This is a genomic window from Pseudomonas sp. 58(2021) (assembly GCF_017491585.1).
GTDB classification, from domain to species: domain Bacteria; phylum Pseudomonadota; class Gammaproteobacteria; order Pseudomonadales; family Pseudomonadaceae; genus Aquipseudomonas; species Aquipseudomonas fluorescens_BT.
The window spans coordinates 34,959-55,474 of sequence record NZ_JAFGYZ010000033.1; the positions used below are offsets into that span (position 1 = coordinate 34,959).

General features: G+C 57.8%; 17 protein-coding genes and 2 pseudogenes. 10 read left to right on the forward strand and 9 right to left on the reverse strand.

The annotated features are described in order from the left end of the window. Window positions 1–7 precede the first annotated feature (7 nt). The 3 genes and pseudogenes from J5M72_RS27170 to J5M72_RS29100 all read left to right on the forward strand — a co-directional run. Complete coding sequence (locus J5M72_RS27170; protein ID WP_207867974.1) at window positions 8–2,392, forward strand: DUF3772 domain-containing protein; 2,385 nt, start codon at window positions 8–10, stop codon at window positions 2,390–2,392. Window positions 2,393–2,529: 137 nt separating this feature from the next. After that, window positions 2,530–4,176, forward strand: coding sequence for an alkaline phosphatase D family protein (locus J5M72_RS27175; protein ID WP_207867976.1), 1,647 nt, complete (start codon window positions 2,530–2,532; stop codon window positions 4,174–4,176). Window positions 4,177–4,203: 27 nt separating this feature from the next. Continuing rightward, window positions 4,204–4,320, forward strand: a pseudogene (locus J5M72_RS29100) (fluoride efflux transporter CrcB); the annotation flags it as partial. 55 nt (window positions 4,321–4,375) lie between these two features. Here the strand turns inward: J5M72_RS29100 and J5M72_RS27180 are convergent. The 3 genes from J5M72_RS27180 to J5M72_RS27190 form a co-directional block, all read right to left on the reverse strand. Further along, window positions 4,376–4,540 (reverse strand): DUF2986 domain-containing protein, encoded by a 165-nt coding sequence (locus tag J5M72_RS27180; RefSeq protein ID WP_169430071.1) that lies wholly within the window; start codon window positions 4,538–4,540, stop codon window positions 4,376–4,378. 52 nt (window positions 4,541–4,592) lie between these two features. Then, window positions 4,593–5,288: a tRNA (adenine(22)-N(1))-methyltransferase TrmK gene (locus tag J5M72_RS27185; protein ID WP_207867978.1), complete on the reverse strand. Its 696-nt coding sequence runs from the start codon at window positions 5,286–5,288 to the stop codon at window positions 4,593–4,595. 116 nt (window positions 5,289–5,404) lie between these two features. Then, window positions 5,405–6,112, reverse strand: a complete 708-nt coding sequence (locus tag J5M72_RS27190; RefSeq protein WP_207867980.1) for a class I SAM-dependent methyltransferase — start codon at window positions 6,110–6,112, stop codon at window positions 5,405–5,407. 247 nt (window positions 6,113–6,359) lie between these two features. On the opposite strand from J5M72_RS27190, the gene J5M72_RS27195 reads away from it, so the two are divergent. Then, window positions 6,360–7,670 carry a PBS lyase gene (locus J5M72_RS27195; protein ID WP_347709534.1) on the forward strand — a complete coding sequence of 437 codons (1,311 nt, stop codon included), beginning with the start codon at window positions 6,360–6,362 and terminating at the stop codon, window positions 7,668–7,670. 9 nt (window positions 7,671–7,679) lie between these two features. Here the strand turns inward: J5M72_RS27195 and J5M72_RS27200 are convergent, their stop codons facing one another. After that, window positions 7,680–8,276: a LysE family translocator gene (locus J5M72_RS27200; protein ID WP_207867983.1), complete on the reverse strand. Its 597-nt coding sequence runs from the start codon at window positions 8,274–8,276 to the stop codon at window positions 7,680–7,682. A 51-nt stretch (window positions 8,277–8,327) separates the two neighbouring features. Beyond that, window positions 8,328–9,164 carry an AraC family transcriptional regulator gene (locus tag J5M72_RS27205; RefSeq protein WP_207867985.1) on the reverse strand — a complete coding sequence of 279 codons (837 nt, stop codon included), beginning with the start codon at window positions 9,162–9,164 and terminating at the stop codon, window positions 8,328–8,330. Between the two features lie 166 nt (window positions 9,165–9,330). On the opposite strand from J5M72_RS27205, the gene J5M72_RS27210 reads away from it, so the two are divergent. Together J5M72_RS27210 and J5M72_RS27215 are read left to right on the forward strand one after the other, a co-directional pair. Next, on the forward strand, window positions 9,331–9,525 hold the full coding sequence (locus J5M72_RS27210) for a PLDc N-terminal domain-containing protein (protein ID WP_007955366.1): 195 nt from the start codon (window positions 9,331–9,333) through the stop codon (window positions 9,523–9,525). Between the two features lie 210 nt (window positions 9,526–9,735). Next, a complete protein-coding gene (locus tag J5M72_RS27215; protein ID WP_207867987.1) occupies window positions 9,736–10,800 on the forward strand; it encodes an alpha/beta hydrolase in 1,065 nt (354 codons plus the stop codon). A 21-nt stretch (window positions 10,801–10,821) separates the two neighbouring features. On the opposite strand, the gene J5M72_RS27220 is transcribed toward J5M72_RS27215, so the two are convergent. Then, window positions 10,822–11,847, reverse strand: a complete 1,026-nt coding sequence (locus J5M72_RS27220) for a GlxA family transcriptional regulator (RefSeq protein ID WP_207868007.1) — start codon at window positions 11,845–11,847, stop codon at window positions 10,822–10,824. 353 nt (window positions 11,848–12,200) lie between these two features. Between J5M72_RS27220 and J5M72_RS27225 the strand changes: the two genes are divergently transcribed. Continuing rightward, window positions 12,201–13,511, forward strand: coding sequence for an MFS transporter (locus tag J5M72_RS27225; protein ID WP_207867989.1), 1,311 nt, complete (start codon window positions 12,201–12,203; stop codon window positions 13,509–13,511). A gap of 60 nt (window positions 13,512–13,571) precedes the next feature. On the opposite strand, the gene J5M72_RS27230 is transcribed toward J5M72_RS27225, so the two are convergent. Then, window positions 13,572–15,560 carry a U32 family peptidase gene (locus tag J5M72_RS27230; RefSeq protein ID WP_207867991.1) on the reverse strand — a complete coding sequence of 663 codons (1,989 nt, stop codon included), beginning with the start codon at window positions 15,558–15,560 and terminating at the stop codon, window positions 13,572–13,574. A 333-nt stretch (window positions 15,561–15,893) separates the two neighbouring features. On the opposite strand from J5M72_RS27230, the gene J5M72_RS27235 reads away from it, so the two are divergent. After that, a complete protein-coding gene (locus J5M72_RS27235; RefSeq protein ID WP_207867993.1) occupies window positions 15,894–17,462 on the forward strand; it encodes an ABC transporter ATP-binding protein in 1,569 nt (522 codons plus the stop codon). 120 nt (window positions 17,463–17,582) lie between these two features. Here the strand turns inward: J5M72_RS27235 and J5M72_RS27240 are convergent, their stop codons facing one another. Beyond that, complete coding sequence (locus tag J5M72_RS27240) at window positions 17,583–17,963, reverse strand: RidA family protein (RefSeq protein ID WP_007955413.1); 381 nt, start codon at window positions 17,961–17,963, stop codon at window positions 17,583–17,585. Between the two features lie 508 nt (window positions 17,964–18,471). On the opposite strand from J5M72_RS27240, the gene J5M72_RS27245 reads away from it, so the two are divergent. After that, the gene (locus J5M72_RS27245; RefSeq protein ID WP_207867995.1) at window positions 18,472–18,855 is read left to right on the forward strand and encodes a DUF6124 family protein; all 384 of its coding nucleotides are present in this window, start codon (window positions 18,472–18,474) and stop codon (window positions 18,853–18,855) included. Window positions 18,856–19,029: 174 nt separating this feature from the next. On the opposite strand, the pseudogene J5M72_RS29105 reads toward J5M72_RS27245, so the two are convergent. Beyond that, window positions 19,030–19,104, reverse strand: a pseudogene (locus tag J5M72_RS29105) (hypothetical protein); the annotation flags it as partial. Between the two features lie 465 nt (window positions 19,105–19,569). On the opposite strand from J5M72_RS29105, the gene J5M72_RS27250 reads away from it, so the two are divergent. Further along, a complete protein-coding gene (locus J5M72_RS27250) occupies window positions 19,570–20,265 on the forward strand; it encodes a transposase (RefSeq protein WP_207867997.1) in 696 nt (231 codons plus the stop codon). Window positions 20,266–20,516: the final 251 nt, after the last annotated feature.

Sequence of the window (20,516 nt, forward strand, 5' to 3'; positions counted from 1 at the left end):
CATTCCCATGCGCAACGCATTGAAGTCATTGATGTTCGTCACCCTGATCCTGATCGGCCCGGGGCTGGCCATGGTGTCGGCGGCTGAAGCGCCGGGCGCGGCCGACAGCGGCGCCCCGCTCCCCGGCGTCACCCAGAATGATCTGCAAGCGTTGCAGCAACGCCTTGACGGCCTCAAGCAGCAAATCTCGTCCGCCAACAATTACAACCAGCTCGAAGGCCCCCAGGATCGGGTGCAGGCGTTCATTCTGGACATCGACCGGTTGTCGACCTCGCTGTTGCCACAACAGGCGCAGCTGACGGTACAACTGGGCGTGCTGGGCGCAGCGCCGACGGAAACGGTAGCCGCCGAACAGGCCGATATCGCCGAACAGCGGGCGGCGCTGATCGAGCAGAAGAACAAGGTCGATACCGCACTGAAAAATCTGGCCACGCTCAAGCAGAACGCCACGGACCTGATCACCCAGATCGCCGGCATTCGCCGCACGTTGCTGGAAAGCGAACTGACCCTGCGCACCGACAGCGTGCTCAGCCCTGATTTCTGGTCGCCGATGATCGATCCCGATCCTGCCGATCGCCAACGCTTGCAGATGTTCGTTGACCAGATCAAGGAAACCGGTACCGAGGCCTGGCAGCCGGAGCAACGGTTCTACACCGGCGTGCTGGTGGTGCTGTCCTTCATTGTCTGGACCCTGGGCCGACGTCTCGCCGACCGTTGGCTGGCGTGGGTGTGCATCCATCGCATGCCCGAAGGCCGGTTGCGCCGCAGCTCGCTGGCCTTCGCCTCGGCGCTGGCGACACTGGCGACCACCGCGATAGCCCTGGAACTGCTGTATTACGCCTGCACCCGGCACGTGCCGCTGCCACCGATGCTGGCGACGTTCTCCGACGAATTCCAGAAAGTCGTGTACGCCTGCGTGATGATTACCGGCCTGAGCCGGGCGTTGCTGTCGACCGAGCACCCGTCGTGGCGGCTGCCGGTGATTGCCGAACCGGTGGCCCTCACGCTCAAGCCTTTCGCCAGAATCCTCGCCGCGACGCTGCTGGTGCTGGTGACGGCGGTGCAGGTCGGCAATGCGTCCGGTATGAGCAGCCAGATCGTGATCACCGGCCGCGGTGTGATCGCATTGGTGGTGTTGGGCATCATCACGGTGCTGCTGATGCGCGTCGGCGAGGTGCGCAAGGAGTTGGCGGCGACAGGAGATGCGCAGGTGACGGGCAATACCCTCGCCGGGGTGATTTACACCGTGACCACGCTGGCGATGGTCATTTCACTCGGCACGTTGTTGACAGGCTACGTATCGCTGGCGCGGTTCATCACCTATGAGTTGGTGTGGGCGTTTATCGTGCTCTCCGGTTTCTACCTGCTGATGCAGTTGCTCAAGGACAGTTGCGAATACTTCTTCTCGCCCCGCCACTCCAGCGGCAAGGCCTTGAAGCAACTGCTGGGTGTCGGCGACCGGCGACTTGAGCAGGCCTCGACCCTGCTGGCCGGCGTGGGCCGGGCGGCGTTGCTGTTGCTGGCTGTGATCACGCTGTTCGTCGGCGGCATCGGCACCACGCTGGGTCAATTGGCAAACAACATCGGCACCATTCTGGGCGGTGCCGGCCTGCGCAAGCTGAACATCGTCCCCGGTCACTTGCTCAACGCGATGCTGGCCCTGTTGATCGGTATCTACCTGATTCGCGCCCTGCGCCGCTGGCTCGACAACGAGTTCCTGCCCAAGACCGACATGGACCCGGGCATGTGCGCGTCACTCAGCACGCTGTTTTCCAACATCGGCTACGCCGTGGTGATTCTGTTGACGCTGTCGTCGCTGGGCGTGCAATGGACCAACCTGGCGTGGATCGTCAGCGCCCTGTCGGTGGGCATCGGTTTCGGTCTGCAGGAGATCGTGAAGAACTTCGTTTCCGGGCTGATCCTGCTGACCGAACGCCCGGTCAAGGTCGGCGACCTGATCAGCATCAGCGGCGTCGAGGGCGACATCCGCCGGATCAACGTGCGTGCCACCGAGATCCAGCTCAGCGACCGCTCCATCGTGATCGTGCCCAACTCGCAACTGATTTCGCAGAACCTGCGCAACGTCACCCTCGGCGGCAGCGCCCAGGGCGTGGCGACGCTGGAACTGATGTTCCCGCTGGACATCGACCCCGAGCAAGTCAAAAGCCTGCTGCTCGACACCTACAAAGAGCACGAAACCATCCTCGGCAAACCGGCGCCGTTCGTGCGTTTCAGCAAACTTTCACCCGATGGCATCACGCTGACCGTGACGGGTTATGTCGACAGCCCAAGGATTGTCGGCAAGACCAAGAGTGATCTGTTGTTCGAGATACTCAAGCGGCTGGGGGCGGCGGGGATCGAATTGGCCAAGCCACCGCAGTCGGGCGGTTGAGGCCCTTGAGCCCAATGAGCCGATACCCTCTATAGTCAAATCGCGCACCTCATGGGGATTCGTCAGAAGTTTGCTGTTGGCCGTGTTCGATCAGAACGCCAGTTCCCCTGACAACCCAAGTGAAAATGGAGAAAGTCATGGCCTTGGTCGATCCTCGGAACAACGAATACGACGTGAACAAACTTGGCACTGCCAGCATCGTCGGGCATGTAAGCACTGACAGTGCTCGAATCTGGATTCGCGTCTATAAGGCAGGAGAATGGGCGCTGGTCTGGTCCGAAAAGGCGTTGGTCGGGGACCTGTTCACGCTTGACGACAAACCCATTGAACTGTTCCTCAAAAACCAGGGGGGCGACCCGAAAAACATACTGTCGTACAAGTTCAGTGAAGACTCGGACCTGACCAACACCTTTGACATAGCCAATCTGAAACCGAACACCACCTACTACTATTACTTGATGAGTCAGAAGCCAACGTCCAAGAGTATGTGGCGCAGAACAGAAATCGGATATCAAAAGGTCTACTCCTTTACCACCATGGCGCAATCCATGCCTGATTTCAGCTTTGGATTCTATAGCTGCCATGACCCGTTCAACGCCAATAACAGCAATGGTGCGTGGCCATTGTTTCTCAGCAGGGCCAATAACGCGAAAGTCAGATTTGTCATTGGCGGTGGCGACCAGGTCTATGTGGACTGCCAGGAAAACAAATACTTTCCAGACATCTGGGAATGGCTGCAGAACAACAAGGACGATCTGATCACGGCATTCACAAAAGACGGAAAACTGCTCACCGCTGGTCTTGATGCCTACCTTCTGAGCCTTTACCGCTGGTATTACCGTGTGTACTGGAATTTCCCTCAAATGCAGGAGATCTTTTCGAAAACGCCTCAATACATGATTTGGGATGACCATGAAATCATGGATGGCTGGGGATCGCGAACCAACAAGGAGCGTCTGGAAATTCTTTCAAGGTACTTCAAGAAAGACGACCCAGACATTGACCAGCAACTTATAAACTCGATGTGGAATGCCGCAAGAACAGCCTATTTTGAATATGGCCACAGTCACAACCCTCCCACCAACATTGTCAGGTCGTTATTGAAAACACCCGAAAAATGCGTCTGGGACTATCACTTCATGAAGGGGGCAACCCCCTTCTATGTGCTCGACCTGCGCGGGCATCATGATGTTGAAAGGGCCAAAAACAGGCTGCTTGGAGATGATCAGGTTGACCGCTTTCTAGGCTGGCTGGATACGCCGCCCGTCAAAAAATCAAAAATCGTGTTTGTGGTCAGTTCCGTTCCAGTCGTTCACTGGCGATCCATCGTCCTGACGGCAGGGTCCTTGATTAACAGTCTCAAGGACGACTTCATGGATGAATGGGATCATCCCTCCAACCATGTTGAAAGAAACCTTCTGCTGGAAAAGATATTCGCCGCCTTCGATGCCGAAGGCCGGACCCTGGTGTTTTTAAGCGGCGATGTGCATTGTGCTGCCGCCTTCAGGTTGCAGCACCAGATCTATCGCAGGGCCAACGTTTACCAGATTACCTCGAGTGCCATTTCGCGAATGCCCGCCGGGCAGACTGTTTCTGGCGCAATAGCCAAATCCGGTACGCTGAGTGGTAATGACAATGTCCAGTTCGAGCACCTGTTCAGCCATTCGGAAGACAAGAACTTCGCCATTTTCCACGTGAAAAACAGTGATTCGATCACCGTCGATCTGTGCTGGCCTGGCGGCACCGAAGGCGAAGCCGTCATCAAGACCCTCGAGTTGAAATAGACCACAAAAGGGGCCAGCCGAAACGGTGCTTTGATTCAGGAGGGACTACTGCTCTGGGCACTCGGCTCGATTTCGGTACACGTCGTCGCCTCGCTCGCAATGACTGCGGCGGGGCTGTTGTCCCATCAATTGATTGGCACGCGTCAAGGAGACAAAACCGTACGATGCGGGCGCTTTGTATCTGCTGCGTTAACCTGCATCACTCTTCAGTGGAAAGGCTCGGCGCCTGGCTGGCTTCAGCTTCCATCTTCAAGCGGTCAGCCTTGCTGATGTATTTGGGTTTGTTGCTTTTCGGCGCCAGTTTGGCGTTGGCCTTTCTGGATTTTTCCTTGAAGAGTTGTTGCAGTTTCTTCTGACGGTTCATGGTGTCTTGCCTGGCTTGAAAGTGGATGAATGATATCAGCGTTGGGTCTGTCTCACCCCAGCACGTCATTGATCCAGCGCACCTGCCGCACCAGATCCTGCACCTTGTGCTCGCACACCCCGTGCCGCGCCCGCCCGAAGTGGTTCAGGGTCTGCTGCTTGTGTCGCAACCGGTGCTGCCACTTTGTGACAAACGCAGGGCTGCGCGCCTGCAATTGATGCGGGCCGAAGTACAGTTCTTCTTCGGTGTAGGTCACCGGGTCGCCGCGTTCGGCGACGATGATTTCGTAGTCGAAGCGATTTTCCCGCAGGACTTCTTCGCAGAGGATCCGGTAGTCGTTGTCCATCAGCCATTGCCGCAGGGGTTGCTCGCCGCCGTTGGGTTGCAGAATCAGGCGTTCGTGACCGCTGAGGCGCACCTTGCCGGCCTCGAGGATGTCGCGGATGGTCTCGCCGCCCATGCCACAAATGCTGATCGCGGTGATTGCGTCTTGGGGCTCGATGGCCGTCAGGCCATCGGCCAGGCGCACGGTGATCTTTTGACTCAGATCGTTCTCACGCACAGTGCGCTCGGCCGAGCGAAACGGCGTCAACGCCATCTCCCCCGCCACCGCCGCCTCGATGGCGCCGCGACGCATCAACGCCACCGGCAGGTAGCCGTGATCCGAGCCGATATCGGCCAGGCGCGCACCGGCGGGTACGTGCGCCGACACCCGCTCCAGGCGCATGGACAATGTCTGTTCGTTCAACCGCAACCCCTTTCACTCTGAACGCCCGGCGCGGGTGGCCGGATCGGGGCGCGATTCTGGGGGGCAACGGCGGAGATTTCAAATGCGTGTGGTCGGATTCGTCGCTCGGCCCCGGATCAACGCACTCGACGCGTCAACCACGCGCCCCAGAACAGACTGCTGAAAAACCGGGTGGCCTCGCCGAACCCGGCTTCATGCAACAGCTTTTGAACCGCCGCTTCGGAATGCGGAGGATCGGCGCCCTGAAGAATTTTCCCCAGTTTGGCCTTCACCTCATCGGCGCTGGCCCCGTTCTGGCGCCAACGCTGTCCCCACGCTTCCAGTAGCAACGGTTGGCTGGCATACGCGTAGTGATTGCCGGCCACGATCAGCGGAGCCCCCGGCTTCAAACGAGCCCGAATGGATTGCAGAAGCGCTCGCTTGGCCTCATCGCCTTCCAGATGATGCAGAACCCCGATCACCGTGGCGGCGTCGTATGACTCATCGGCAGGCAAATCATCGACCGGCCCGAGATGCAGATCCGTTCGCGCCAGCAAGTCGTGTGTCCGCAACTGCTCGGTCGCCGCCGCCAACATCGGCTCGGAAGGATCAACCGCCATGAATCGCCAGCCAGGCTCCAGACCTCCCATGGCGATGATTTCCTGAGCTGTCCCGCCGGCGCCCACCGCCAGAATCCGTGCCGAGCCCGCGTTACCGAGGCTGGCCGCCAGCATGCACGCGGCAAGGTCATGGCAAGCGTCATAACCCGCCAGCGCAATTCGGCTTTGCTTGCCGTATTCATTGGCGCGGGAGGTGTCGAATTTTCCAGTGGAATCAGATTTCAAGGCAGTTTCTCCGTGTCCTTGAATCACCCTACGTCACGAGCATCGATAATAGAAATTCATTGATTTTATGCGGTGCATTCCTGTCAGGAATGCGCAATGCATCCCCTGCGCCGTGCACGAGCGAAATGTCAGTTACGCCTGCGACCGCAAAATCAGTAAAGTGGCCACCCTGCACCCGGACAACGACAGAAAGGATCATTGCGTGACATCTCCAAAGGACTGGTGGGACCGGCTGAGGAACAAACCCGTGACCGAGCCCACATGGGCGGAGTATCGGCGCAACGAAGCACTGGAACTGCTCGCAAATGCCAATGGCAGCGCTACATGGATTGAACTCAGCACTCACCACAACGGCTTCGTCCGGGAAGTTGCGGTGAGAGAACTCAGTCGCGATTGCTCCCCGCAGGCGCTTGTAGCCCTGATAGAACGGCTCAACGATTGGGTGCCACAGATTCGCGATCTGGCGTTGTCCGGGATGAACAACTACCTGAATCCCGCTCAGGCACCTGCTTTGCTGTATGCGCTGAACTCGATCATGGCGCTGGTGGCGCGGCAGCGGGTTGACCATGCCCCCACCTACACCGCCGTACGCACTGTTCTTCAATCACCGGAAATCCGCGATGAAGTCTTCGCAGACTTTCTCGCGCGACAAGGCAAAGCCGCGCGCTACCTGTTCATGTTGCTGCTGGAAACGGATTTCGACTCGCAAAGACTTTTGCGTAGCGCCTTGGCTCATAGAGAGCTGACCGTAAGACTGGCTGCCGTGTCGGTCTGTCAGGATCTACCGCCAGCGCAGGCCTCGCCTTTACTGCTTGAGGCCCTGTCGCGTCCGGGTGCCAAGGTTCGTGTCAACATACTCCGCGCGCTCCTTCCCTTGTCCGATGATCTAGGCCAACTGTTGCCGATGGCTTTGCTCGATCCTTCGCCCTCGATTCGCAGCCTGGCGCGTTGGGCTGCGCCACGTTACGGGATCGATGCAACTAAGGTACTGGCACAGCGACTCAGCCAGGATTTCCCCACCCGCAAACGCGAATGGCTTGGCGTACTGGGTCTGGCAGCCGAGCTTGAAATCGGGCTCCAGAAGCATTGGCTGACTGAAGCGCTGAGCTCCATCTACCCCTCCGTGCGGCAGGCTGCTGTTCGCGTGCTGGGCGATGAAGATCTGTCGCTGATGCTCGGGGCGTTGAGTGATCCTTCGGAAAAAGTGTACCTCGCAGCCTACGCGCTATCAGACAAGCAGCCTTGGGCCGTGCTGAATACCAGGGTCGCCGCGAAACTGGATTACGAATGGCATGACCTGCCCCCGCAACGCAGCCGGGCGATCTTGCGTTTGATGTCGAGTTGGCAGCAGGTCGCCTATCTGCTGAAACGGCTGGAAGCAGAACCCGTGGTCGAGACATTCTGGCTGCGGCAGGTGGATCTCTGGTGCGATCGCCAGTATCAGGTAGTCGACCCGATCACCTCAAAAGACCAGCGCAACGCGTTGGTACAACGGCTCAGAGCGCTGGCCGCCAGCGGCCTTATCCAGAGTGACAGGGTTGCGCTGTTTACCAACTGAAGTCTGAACCTAGACCAACACCGCCAACCAAGCCGACAGCAACAACAAAAACGCCAAACCCGCATTCATCCGCCGTAATGCCCGTGGCGATCCAAAGAACCGCGCGCTGCCCACGCCCAGGAGCGCCCACGCCGTCATGCACGGTAGGCAGACCATTAGAAACACCGCCGACAACAGCAGCATCCGCGCACTCTCGTCGCCATTGCCGCCAAACACACTCACCACTGCCACGGCCATCATCCACACCTTGGGGTTGATCAATTGCAGGCCCACGGCGCCGAATACGCTGAAGCCGTCATCCGCCGCTGTCGCCGAGTCCAGCGACGGCGGTGTGCTGCGAAAGATCTGCCACGCCAGCCAGCTCAGCCACAGCACCCCGGCCCAGGCCATCGCCTGCTGCACACGGGGATAGCGCAACAAGGTTTCCCCCACGCCGAGCCCGACCACCAGCACCACCAGTGCCGCCGACAGACAGGCACCGAAGATGATCGGCAGCGTGGCCGTCAGACCGCGTCGCGAACTGTGGCTCATCACCAGAATATTGGTCGGCCCCGGGGTGATCGAGGCGACGAAGGAAAACAGCAGAAAGGGCAACAACGATTCCATGGCATGGACTCCGGATCAGAACAGGAGTCCATGGTCGCGGTTGCATGGGGTTCAGTCTGGAAGGTTTGAGCAGCGTTTGCGGTAGTCGGCTGGCGTCAGGTGATAGGCGCGACGAAACCAGCGACCCAAATGACTTTGATCGGCAAAGCCCAGCGCACTGGCGACGTCGGCAGGCGTTTCGCCTCGCGCCAGCAATTGCCGGGCCCGAGCCAGCCGCAACTGGATCAAGTAACCATGGGGCGCCAGCCCGAAGGCCGACTTGAAGGCCCGGGTCAGCCGAAAACGATCCACCCCGCAGGCCCGGGCCAGATCATCCAGTCCGATGTCTTCGAAGGCGTGGGCATGCAAATAGTCCCGCGCCACCTGCGCCACGCGGGGCAAGCGTGGATCGAAGGCCTGACGCTTGCGCCAGTCGAGGTGGGACGTCAGAGCACCCAGCAAGTGGTCGACAGCGCTCTGCCGGACGATGCGCAGGTCGCCGTGATGCAGGGACTGAAAGGCCTGATTGATGGAAGTGGCCAGACGCGGATCCTGGCTCAGGGTATCGGTGAACCCGAGCTGGCTGTTGTCCGGCGCATGCTCGAACAGCACACGCAATTCGCGCTCCAGCCAATGCGGATCGAGATAGAGCATGGAATAGGTGAAGCCCTCCTCCGTCGGCGCGTGCCCGTCGTGGATCTCCCCCGGCTCCAGCATGAAGATCTTGCCTGGCGTACTCAGATGGCGCACGCGCCGGCAATGAAACTGCTGCACGCCCTGCTCGGTGACGCCCACCAGAAAGCTGTCATGCCAGTGCGGATCGTAGGCATGACCCTGGAAATGGGCACGAATCGACTCGATCCCGGTGTCGGCATCCTGGGACAGGTCGATCCAGTTGCGTTTGTCCACGCAAGGCTCCGAAGGCAGTGTTGGTCGTTGAGGACGTCTACGTTACCGCGACTTTGCCGATCGGTTTAGAACATTTGTGCACGTGGGCCAGGCAGGTCATCAAGCAAATTTAATGAACCCTGAGTGGCATGCCGCGCCTAACCCAATGACCATCAGGAGGTAGCCCATGCAACTTGAAACCACGTGGATCGTACTGGCCGTCGTTCTTTTGCTCATCGAATTGTGGGCGATCAACCGGGTGCGCAAGAGTGAGGGGAAAGCCAGCAATAAAGGCGTCTGGATCGTATTGATCGTGTTTGTGCCGCTGTTCGGGCTGATCGCCTGGGCACTGGCCGGGCCCAAGCACGTCACTCAGGCCTGAAACCCAAGGCAAGCAAAAGCCCCGAACATTCGGGGCTTTTTGTTGGCCGCAGGTTTGTATCCCAGTGTGTACGAACACCTCCCGGATACATCCCTGCGCATCAGCCAACGAAAACGGAAACAGCGCAGATACGTGGCCAGTCTTTAATGGACTCCAGATTCGAAGGGTTCAGCCAGAACCCGGCCCTCGCCGATCATAAGGAGACTAGCCATGACGCACGCACCACACGCCACTGTCACCACCGGGAAAAACCGTCGCCGCCTGCTGGGCCTGTCGATTCTTGCCACCGCGCTGTTGCAGTTCGGCGCGTTCGCTCAGGCGCAAACCGCAGCACCCGAGCCGGTCAAAACCGAAGCTGCCAGCGTCAAAGCCGACCTGCCCTTCGGCCCGCTGAAACAGGTGAAGGCCGGCCTGCTGGACGTCGCCTACGCCGAAACCGGCCCGGCCGATGGCCCGGTGGTGATTCTGCTGCATGGCTGGCCGTACGACATTCACAGCTACGACGAAGTCGCACCGATTCTGGCAGCCAAGGGTTATCGGGTGTTGATGCCGTACGCCAGGGGTTATGGCGACACGCATTTCCTGTCCGACAAGACCGTGCGCAACGGTCAGCCGGCGGCGCTGGCCAGTGACGTCATCGACTTCATGGATGCGCTGAAGATCAAACAAGCCGTACTCGGCGGCTATGACTGGGGCGCGCGTTCGGCGGACATCGTCTCGGCGCTGTGGCCTGAACGGGTGAAGGCGCTGGTGTCGGTCAGCGGTTACCTGATCGGCAATCAGGCGGCCGGCAAGAACCCGCTGCCGCCCAAGGCCGAGTTGCAATGGTGGTATCAGTTCTACTTCGCCACCGACCGTGGTGAGGCCGGTTACACCAAGAACACCCATGATTTCGCCAAGCTGATCTGGCAACTGGCGTCACCGAAATGGGCCTTCGACGACGCCACCTTCGACCGCAGCGCCAAGGCCTTGCAGAACCCGGATCACGTCGCGATCACCGTGTTCAACTACCGCTGGCGTCTGGGCCTGGTGCAGGGTGAAAGCCAGTACGATGCACTGGAACAGAAACTCGCCACCGCGCCGTCGATCAGCGTGCCGACCATCACCCTGGAAGGCGATGCCAACGGCGCGCCGCACCCGGCGCCGGAGGACTACGCCAAACGCTTCACCGGCAAGTACCAGTTCCGCCTGATCAACGGCGGCATCGGTCACAACCTGCCGCAGGAAGACCCGAAAGCCTTCGCTCAGGCGATCATCGACGCCGATCACCTCTGAAGCGGCACGCCAAACGGCTCGTCATTTGACGAGCCGTTTTTCCTTGGACGGTCGATAACCGAAATAGGCGCTGTAGCACTTGCTGAAATGGCTCGGTGAAACGAACCCGCAGGCCACCAGCACGTCCACCTGCGACAGTTCGGTGTGTTGCAGCAGACGCCGGGCCTCGGTGATGCGCAGTTCCATGTAATAACGCTGCGGCGTGGTGCCCAGTTGCTCCTTGAACAGCCGCTCCAACTGACGCCGGGATCGGCCGGCATACACCGCCAGTTGTTCAAGCTCCAAAGGTTCTTCGAGGTTGGCGTCCATCAGCTTCACCACTTCACGCAACGGCGCGCTGACGCAGATGTTCTCGGTCGGTTTGATCCGCCGGTAACGCGATTCCTCGAACGCCAGAATGTCTTCGATGCCCTCGACCAACGCCTTGTCGTGCAGGCCCTTGATCCAGTCCAGCGCCATGTGGAACGCGCCGGATGGACTGGAAGCGGTCAGCCGGTCGCGGTCGATCACGTAGGGTTCGCTGCTGACCTGGGTCGCCTTGGAAATTTCCGCCAGCGCTGGCCGATGCTCCGGGTGAATCGCACAGCGATAGCCTTCCAGCACCCCTGCCCGGCCCAGGAACCACGCGCCGTTCCACAACCCGGCCAGCATCACGCCGGCCTCGGCGGCCATTTTCAGCAGGTTGATGAACTCGTCGCTCGCCTTCAATTCCGTGCGGTAACCGCCGCAGATCACCAGCAGATCCAGTTCCTGTATCGCACCCGCATCCAGTCGTGAATCAGGGCGGATCACCAGCCCCAGATCGCTGATCACTTCGCCGTCACTGAGGCCGAAGGTGCGCGTGGAAAACAGACCGGGGCGCAGCAGATTGGCGGTGACAAGGGTGTCCAGCGCCTGGGTGAAGGCCGGCAGGGAAAAATGCTCCAGCAGCACGAACCCGGTGCGGGTCATGCGTCCCGGCCCGCTGGCGGGCTCGTTCAGGTAGCGAAGGTTCTTGCCCTTCATGCCACCGCTGAATTGGCGTCGTTCGATCAAGGTGGGGTCCATCGGTTTCATTGTTGTAGCGCCATGCTAACCGGCGCCGCGGTGAAATACTCGGGAATGAGCGCAATTGCCCCAACCTGAACGAACGTACCTGCGGCCTGCGTCCCAACGTCGCAGGCCCGGCACCTTGGCAAACGCCCCACAAGGCTTAAAATCGCGCCTCCTCTTGCAGTCGCCCGAACGGCGCCTGCCCGCAGCCATGACAACCCTCAGGTTTGAACAGCCGGCGACTTTCACGAAGTCAGCCTGGCTCAATCGTCCTGCCCGTTCGGCGGTCGTTTGTCTTCAACACACTTCGGCTTGGCACTCGCATGCGCAGAGGCGCACGTTCCGCTGTTCGATCACTTGAGGTTTTTATGACACCGCGTTTGCTGGCCATGGCGCTGGCGCCCCTGCTCGGGCTATTCATTGTTGCGCTGGGCAACGGCTTTCTGTCTTCTTTGACCACTTTGCGCCTGGGCGCTGCCGGCGAATCGGCGACGATGATCGGCATCGTGTCCTCGGCCTATTTCATCGGCCTGACCTTGGGCGCGATTTTCAATGACCGGTTGATCCTGCGCATCGGCCACATCCGCGCCTACAGCAGCTTCGCCTCGCTGATCGCCGCGACCATCCTGCTGCAAGGGCTGTTTTATGACACTTGGGGCTGGGTCGTTCTGCGCCTGATCAACGGCTGGGCCACGGTCGGCGTGTTTCTGGTGATCGAGAGCTGGCTGCTGCTGGCCGGCGACGCGAAGATTCGCGGCCGTCTGCTGGCGCTGTACATGATCGTCCTCTACGGCGCCGGCGTGCTGGGTCAGGCGTTTTTGGGGAAAGTCACCGGGCTCGGCGACACCGCGCCGTTCATGGTCGCCGGCATGCTCGCGACCCTGTCGGTGCTGCCGATCGTGATCCTGCCGCGGGTTTCGCCGCTGCTGGAACAGGTCGAACCGCTCAAGCCACGGGCCTTGCTCGGCGTGTCGCCCACCGGTCTGGTCGGCTGCTTCGGCTCCGGCGTGACCATCGCGGCGATCTACACCCTGCTGCCGCTGTACCTGCAACGCATCGGCCTGAACGTCGGCGAAGTCGGCAGCATGATGGCCTGGACGATCCTCGGCGCGATGCTCCTGCAATACCCGGTCGGGCGCTGGTCCGACCGCAAGGATCGCCTGCAAGTGCTGACCGTGCTGTGCGCCGCGTGCACCGTGCTGTCGCTGGTGATCGTGCTGGTGCCGCTGTCCTCGGCCATGCTCGCAGCGATGCTGTTCCTGCTGGGTGGCGGCGTGTTCGCGCTGTACCCGGTTGCGGTCAGCCATGCCGCCGACCGTGCGCCGGTTGAAACGCTTGTACCGATGATTCAGGGCATGCTGCTGATCAACTCGCTGGGCTCGGCGATGAGCCCGCTGCTGATCTCGCCGGCAATGAACGCCCACGGCGAAACCGGCCTGTTCTGGGCCTTCGCGCTGGTCAACCTGAGCATGGTGACGTTCTTCTTCTGGCGCCGTGGCAAGCGTCCGGTGCCGGCCAATCCGGCGCCGTTTGCGGCGGCTGCGACCTTCTCGCCGACTGGCGCCGAGCTGCGGGTGACCGAAGACTTGCGTCAGGCAGCGCAGGAGCATCCGCCGATGGTCGATGCGTTGAGTGGCGAAGCGGCACCACCAACGGCATCGCGCTACGAAGCCAGTTGAGTTTCTGGCAGGCATAAAAAAACCGGTGACTTGCGTCACCGGTTTTTTATTGCCCTTGAATCAGTGCGGTGCCCGAGGAATGGTCTTCATCAGGTCTTCAGGGCTGATATGCCCCACCACACTGCCCGGCTGCGGCAGATTCAGGATGTGGCCCTTCATCTTGCCGATCACGTGCATCTCGCACGGTTTGCAGTCGAACTTCAGGGTCAGCACTTCGTCGCCGTGAATCAGCTGCATCGGCGCGACTTTGGTTTTCACGCCAGTCACGCCTTTGGCCTGTTTCGGGCACAGGTTGAAGGAGAACCGCAGGCAGTGCTTGGTGATCATCACCGGCACTTCGCCCGCCTCTTCGTGTGCCTCGTACGCCGCGTCGATCAGCTTCACGCCGTGACGGTGGTAGAAATCGCGAGCCTTCTGGTTATAGACGTTGGCCAGGAACGACAGATGCGCTTCCGGGTACACCGGCGGTGGCGTGGTCTCGGCCTTGCGCGAACCGCGCGGGTGGGCGGCAACGCGGGCGGCGGTCAGCGCTTCGATCACTTCACGGCGCAACGACTTGAGCTGCGAATTCGGGATGAAGAACGCTTGCGGCGCATCCAGATTGATCGAGGTCGCGTGGTACTCGGTGGTGCCGAGCTGACCGAGCAGGTCGTGCAGAGTCTCCAGCGCCTGTTCCGGTTTGTTGGCGACGCCGAACGGGCCTTCCAGCGCGACGCTGGCGCTGATGCCCTCTTCGCTGGTCACGGTCAGTTCCAGACGCTCTTCGCGCAGCTTCGCCAGCCAGCTCACGCCGATACGGCGCTCGGCGGAGGTCTTGAGCAAGGCCTGCTGCCAGTTGTGGTCGAGGTTGCGGTTCAGCGGGTGGTTCGGGCGCAGCTTGTACAGGCCTTCCGGCATCTCGTTCGGCTCGACGCGGTAGCGATAGCGTTTCTCGCCTTCTTCCTCGAACTCGCCCTTGGCTTCGGCGATGTTGGCGCGGAACCCCACCACTTCGCGCTTGACCAGCACGTTGAGGCCGTCGCCGTTGGACAGCGGCTCGTGGGTGATGACCTGCATGTCACGCTTGCCGACTTTCTCGACCACGCCCACCGCCAGACCGGTGAAGGTCGGCGAATCGAACGCACCGATGTCGATCTTGCGCTCGCTGACGAAGTAGTCGGTGCTGCCACGGTGGAAGGTCTTTTCCGGGTCCGGCATGAAGAAATGCGCGGTGCGGCCGCTGGAAGCGCGGGCCAGGTCCGGACGATCGTTGAGCACGTCGTCGAGGCGCTGGCGGTAATAGGCGGTGATGTTCTTCACATAGCCCATGTCCTTGTAGCGACCTTCGATCTTGAACGAACGCACACCGGCCTCGACCAGCGCGCGGATGTTGGCGCTCTGGTTGTTGTCCTTCATCGACAGCAGGTGTTTTTCGTAGGCGATCACGCCACCCTTTTCGTCTTTGAGGGTGTACGGCAGACGGCAGGCCTGGGAGCAGTCGCCCCGGTTGGCACTGCGCCCGGTCTGCGCGTGGGAAATGTTGCACTGACCGGAAAACGCCACGCACAACGCGCCGTGGATGAAGAACTCGATGGCGGCATCGGTTTCATCGGCGATCGCGCGGATTTCCTTGAGGTTCAGTTCACGGGCCAGTACCAGTTGCGAAAAACCGGCCTGATCGAGGAACTTGGCCCGCTCAAGGGTGCGGATGTCGGTCTGGGTACTGGCGTGCAGCTCGATGGGTGGAATGTCCAGCTCCATCACGCCCAGGTCCTGGACGATCAGCGCATCGACGCCGGCGTCGTACAACTGATGGATCAGCTTGCGCGCCGGCTCCAGTTCGTTGTCGTGCAGGATGGTATTGATGGTGGTGAAGATGCGCGCGTGATAGCGACGGGCAAATTCCACCAGTTCGGCGATTTCGCTCACCTCGTTGCACGCGTTATGGCGCGCCCCGAAGCTCGGGCCGCCGATGTACACCGCGTCGGCGCCATGCAGGATGGCCTCGCGGGCGATGGCCACGTCACGGGCGGGGCTGAGCAGTTCCAGGTGATGTTTGGGCAAGGACATATGTTTTTTTAGTCAGGCTGTCACGGTTGAGGCGCGCATTGTAGCCGCGAAACGCGTGGGCGGCACGTCTGTGCTGCCGGGTGGCTGCTATAAATCCGGCTACAGAATCTTGCGCCGTTACCTACAACTACACCGGAATGCGCCGACTGGAGAGTTTAGAGCGAGTTCCTTACCGTTCCTGACCACAGAAAAGAACTGATCGATTTATCGAGTGCGTACTGGTTTGCGGTACCCCAGTTCGAGCAGTTGCTTACACATAAAGGGTCGCAAGTGAACTGGATCAGTTACTACTTAAAAACTTTCAAGATCATATCGAAGAACTATCGAGGATTCGTGACGGGTTTCATCGGGGTCTCCACGATATTCATTGCATGCAGTTCCTTGAGTTCGGCCCTCCCCATTTTGTTGAAAAATGCAGCCAACGCTATTAATGAAATACAGAGCGCACAGACTCAATTCCTTGTTTTTGCCAGTGCCTATGCAATCCTGTGGACAGCATCACAGATTCTCTCCAATGTTCGCGGGGTATTTTCAGCGTGGATATTGGCCAAATGCGATGCAACCCTTTACGAAGAAATAGTTTCCAGGGTTTTTAGATACTCCCATCGAAAGCAGCAGACCCTTGACCCTGGATACATTGTCGCCGATATAAACAGATCAGCAGGCAGTTTCAGCATGGTCACCATAGGCATCTTTTGGACAATCGTTCCCATCGCATTTGAAATGATTATTGCAATGAGCGTTCTTTTTACGACCATGGGTTATTTCTATGCAATCCTGTTTTTTGTTTTTTGCATTGGTTTGATTTTGATAGCCGTCCACGTAGCCAAATCGAGCTCACATATTCACAAGTCCATATTTGAGGCTGACAATGAGCTTTCCAGCTACACCATTCAAAGGCTCGGAAGAATTTATGACATCAGGCTCAACAACAGCCTCCCCAAAGAACTTCTTTCGGGGCGATCCTTCTTCGACAAATACGTGAAGACAATCAGAAAAGCAAATCTTCACATGGGAATGCGCCTCGGCTTGCAGGGGCTGGCGATCGGCACCACACTAACCTTTTTTGTCATACTTTCGGGGATGAGCGACCCTACTCGCCTTACCGCCGGTGACTTTGTCATGATTGTGGGCTACATCACCATATTCACCATGCAACTACATATATTGGCCGGAACGTTAATCAATCTTCAGGCAAATCTCGTATCTTTAAACATTGGAATTAAATACATCGAAGAGAATATCAATAAACCGTATTACCCAACAAAGCACAAAGACACACTTCTATTCTCCCTGCATGGTGTATCACTCACCAAAGACAACAAAATCATCCTAAGCAGCGTCAGTTATAAATTTGGACCAGGCATACACATAATATCTGGCCGATCCGGCACTGGAAAAACGACACTCATAAACACCCTGCTAGGATTTGAAGACAGCTATAAAGGTACAGCCCACTATAAAGGACACCCCATAGATGAATCATTAAGTGAGTACATACTGTCCGAAGTTTCTGTTGTACCACAGAATCCGGTGCTATTACCCGGAACGCTAAAAGACAATCTGCTTTATGGAACTGAAAGTGCCAGCCCACAAAAATTGGCTTTGATTCTTGAACTTTTAGGATTCTCTAGAGACAACGCTGACATTGAAGCTTTGCTATCCACCGCCATAGACATTTCAGGAGGAGGACTTAGCGGCGGAGAACGACAAAGAATTGTCATAGGGCGAGCGATTTTAAGAGAGAAAACAACAATAATCCTGGATGAACCCACCTCGGCACTGGACAGAATAACGGCCAAAAGAATTATGGACTGGCTGATTGCCAACATCCCTTGTTTGATTATTGTTACTCACGATGAGCTTCTGAAGAAAAAATACGGAGTTGCCATAGAACTTTAGAGCATCTATTTAATTCGCAAAAACTGAATCTCAAATCTGAATTTCAAATGGCGGCCCGAGTCGTTTGATTGATACTCAATGCCGCCATGCTGTTATCTGAAATAGCCGCTGACGCGTAAATCAGGCCTTGGCAGCCATCGCAGTCACTTCCACCTTCATCCCTTCAACCGCCAGCGCCGCCACACCCACCGCCGCTCGCACCGGCCAAGGCTTGGCGAAGTAGCGCTTGTACACCTCGTTGAACGCAGCGCGATCAGCCATGTCGGTCAGGTAAATGGTCAGGTGCAGCACGCGATCCATCGAACTGCCGGCCTTTTCCAGCGCCACTTTCAGCGCCTGCAGGGTGCATTCGCTTTGCGCAGTGACATCGCCCAGTTCCAGGCTGCCATCGGCACGGGTCGGAATCTGGGTCGACATCAGGATGCCGTTGAATTCGGTCACGTCCGAAGAGATCGAGTCTGCATCCGGATCCGGGGTGTAGGTGATGTCTTGGTTGGCCATGGGAAAGTCCTTCGCTGGCAGTGAGGACGGCGCGATCGCGCGCCGTTTCGGGCGGCCAGTTTACAGACACAACGGCGGGTTTGAAGCCATGGCGGCTTTCAGGGTGGATTCTGACGGATGTTTCAGTGTGTTTTGTGGGCCGCTAAACACGTTTCGATGCGTGTGTTTAAAGACACTTCGAGTTACGCGCAATTGCCCACAAATCCTTGCGCCAGCGCCTACGGCTACGCCAGAATCCGCCGGCTTGTGCGCCCTGGGGTCGGCCGGTAACTTGGATCGGGTCACTGATTCGCAGTGATCGGGTTTAGTAGCCCGTTGGTAATTGAAGAGTGCACAGGTGTCTGTCAGTCAGGTATTTCCATACCTGGATTTGATGGTGGCTGTGCGTAGGGTGCCCTCGGGCACGCCGGCTTTCTTCTTTTCCCCGGTCTACTAACCTGCGCACAGCTGCCTCCACCCTTGTTTAGTAGCTCGGGTCTGGCGGCTTCACCATAGGAAAAGAATGAACATGTTCAAAGTAACGCCAAATCCCCCGGTCACCGAACCGGCCAGCATCACCGACCCAACTTCCCCCTACGAATGCCCTGATTCGAAGAAATTCAACGAAGCTGCCAACCGCACCCTCGACTACCACCTCGGCCCGATGACAGCCCACATGATGTCCGCGCCCTACTCCCCCAACCGCCTCTACCAGACCAACCCGACCAGCAGCAACGAATCCCTGCTGGTCGACGCCGCCGAAACCCTCGGCTCGGCCAACGTCATGCTCAACAACTTCGCCGACCTCCTCCAGGGCCCCCACCGCAAGACTGCGCAAGGTATTGCGCAGGTGGTGATGTTGGCGGAACTGGCGGTGAATCAGGTGCTGGATAAAGTCGTGCCGACGGAATAAGCCGCAGCGGCGAGGTTTGTCTTCGCTACCACTTAAAATCAAAAGGGGACGATTAAATAAATCTGTCCCCTTTTGATTCAAGTGATTGGAGTAGTTTGCGCCCGCACAGGTCCGCTTAGAGCGACAATCGACGCCACCAATGCACTCACGATAGATTGATTCATAGGGTCACCTTTCTAGAAGACGAGAGTGTAAATAAAACACATCGCCCGGATACGCCTCCCTCCCAGGTGCTCGCTTGAGAGTCAATGCCTGAGGCTTAGCCGAAATTTCTGCCACGGCGTATCCTCGTTCTTTACCGCAAAAAAAATCAACGCCCAGCAACTCAACTTTCAGGCTAGAGTAAATACTTTCGGAAAGTAGTTGCCGATTCTCTGAAAGAGGCAAGTTGCAAATTAATATTTTTTCCATTTTTTCACGCTCTCCCGCGCTTGCCAAACATTAAAAATTCAATTAAAGGGGACAGATTTATTTTCTGCATTCCCACGAGCAAAGTATCAACACAAAAAACCACAACCACACCTGATAGAAATAACAGTTTTTAATACTGATTCAGAACAACCAAAATTCTGAAAAATCATAAGAGCTCGCAGACACAGACTTATTTAATTCATTCCCTCAGCCCCCGCGGTTACATTCTCTGACACATCCTGCCTGTCTATACGTCGCCACCTTCTAAGCTTCATCCATCAAAACAAGGACGTAGGAAGACTCATGCCCAGAACGGGACGCATCGTGCTACCGCACTATCCGCACCATATCGTGCAGCGCGGCCACAACAGACAGGTCGTTTTCGCAGAGCCAGCGGACTTCGAGCGCTACCTCTCTGACCTGCGCGAACTCAAAGAAGCATTAGGTATAAAAGTTTATGCCTACTGCTTGATGACCAACCATGTCCACTTGCTGCTTGCCCCAGGAGAATCAACGTCCAGCCTTGGGCAGCTCATGAAAGCCCTCGCCGGGCGGATGACGCGGTATCGCAACAAGGTCGAGGGGAGAACCGGGACGCTGTGGGAAAGTCGCTACAAATCCAGTGTCGTTCAATCCGACACTTATCTGTTGGCTTGTAGTCGATACATCGAGTTAAACCCAGTGCGAGCCCGCATGGTGGCGCGTGCAGAGGATTATCGCTGGTCAAGTTTTGCTCTGCGCCTGTGCGATTTTTCTGAATCCACATGGCTGGACAAAGATCCCTGCTTTCTGAAGCTAGGGCCTACGGATGCCATACGGCGTGAACGCTATAAATCGTTTGTTGAGATGGCGACACACACGAATGAATTGCAACTCATAAGGGGCGCACTTCAGCGGGGCCAACTGACTGGCAACATGAGATTCGTCGACGAAATCGAGAAAATCACCGGAAGTCGTATTCTTCTCAGAAAACAAGGACGGCCAGAAAAAACAGCTTAACGTCAAAAGGGGAAGATTAAATAAATCGAAAACAAAGGGGACAGATTTATTTTCCGCCCCATCCACCAGACAAAGTATCAACACAAACAGCAACAACGGCACCTGATAGAAATAACAGTTTTTAATACTTATTCAGAACAACCAAAATTCTGAATAGCTATAAAAACTACGGACGCAAATTCATTTAACTCCCTCCCCGAACCAACCAATCCATCTCCATTCCGACCCACACCCAACGCCCTCCACTGGAT

Coding starts and splice junctions, on each gene's coding strand:
- J5M72_RS27175 (WP_207867976.1), top strand. CDS start 2,530: ATGGCCTTGGTCGATCCTCGGAACAACGAATACGACGTGAACAAACTT.
- J5M72_RS27250 (WP_207867997.1), top strand. CDS start 19,570: ATGCCCAGAACGGGACGCATCGTGCTACCGCACTATCCGCACCATATC.
- J5M72_RS27225 (WP_207867989.1), top strand. CDS start 12,201: ATGACACCGCGTTTGCTGGCCATGGCGCTGGCGCCCCTGCTCGGGCTA.
- J5M72_RS27245 (WP_207867995.1), top strand. CDS start 18,472: ATGTTCAAAGTAACGCCAAATCCCCCGGTCACCGAACCGGCCAGCATC.
- J5M72_RS27210 (WP_007955366.1), top strand. CDS start 9,331: ATGCAACTTGAAACCACGTGGATCGTACTGGCCGTCGTTCTTTTGCTC.
- J5M72_RS27230 (WP_207867991.1), bottom strand. CDS start 15,560: ATGTCCTTGCCCAAACATCACCTGGAACTGCTCAGCCCCGCCCGTGAC.
- J5M72_RS27220 (WP_207868007.1), bottom strand. CDS start 11,847: ATGGACCCCACCTTGATCGAACGACGCCAATTCAGCGGTGGCATGAAG.
- J5M72_RS27170 (WP_207867974.1), top strand. CDS start 8: ATGCGCAACGCATTGAAGTCATTGATGTTCGTCACCCTGATCCTGATC.
- J5M72_RS27240 (WP_007955413.1), bottom strand. CDS start 17,963: ATGGCCAACCAAGACATCACCTACACCCCGGATCCGGATGCAGACTCG.
- J5M72_RS27200 (WP_207867983.1), bottom strand. CDS start 8,276: ATGGAATCGTTGTTGCCCTTTCTGCTGTTTTCCTTCGTCGCCTCGATC.
- J5M72_RS27215 (WP_207867987.1), top strand. CDS start 9,736: ATGACGCACGCACCACACGCCACTGTCACCACCGGGAAAAACCGTCGC.
- J5M72_RS27180 (WP_169430071.1), bottom strand. CDS start 4,540: ATGAACCGTCAGAAGAAACTGCAACAACTCTTCAAGGAAAAATCCAGA.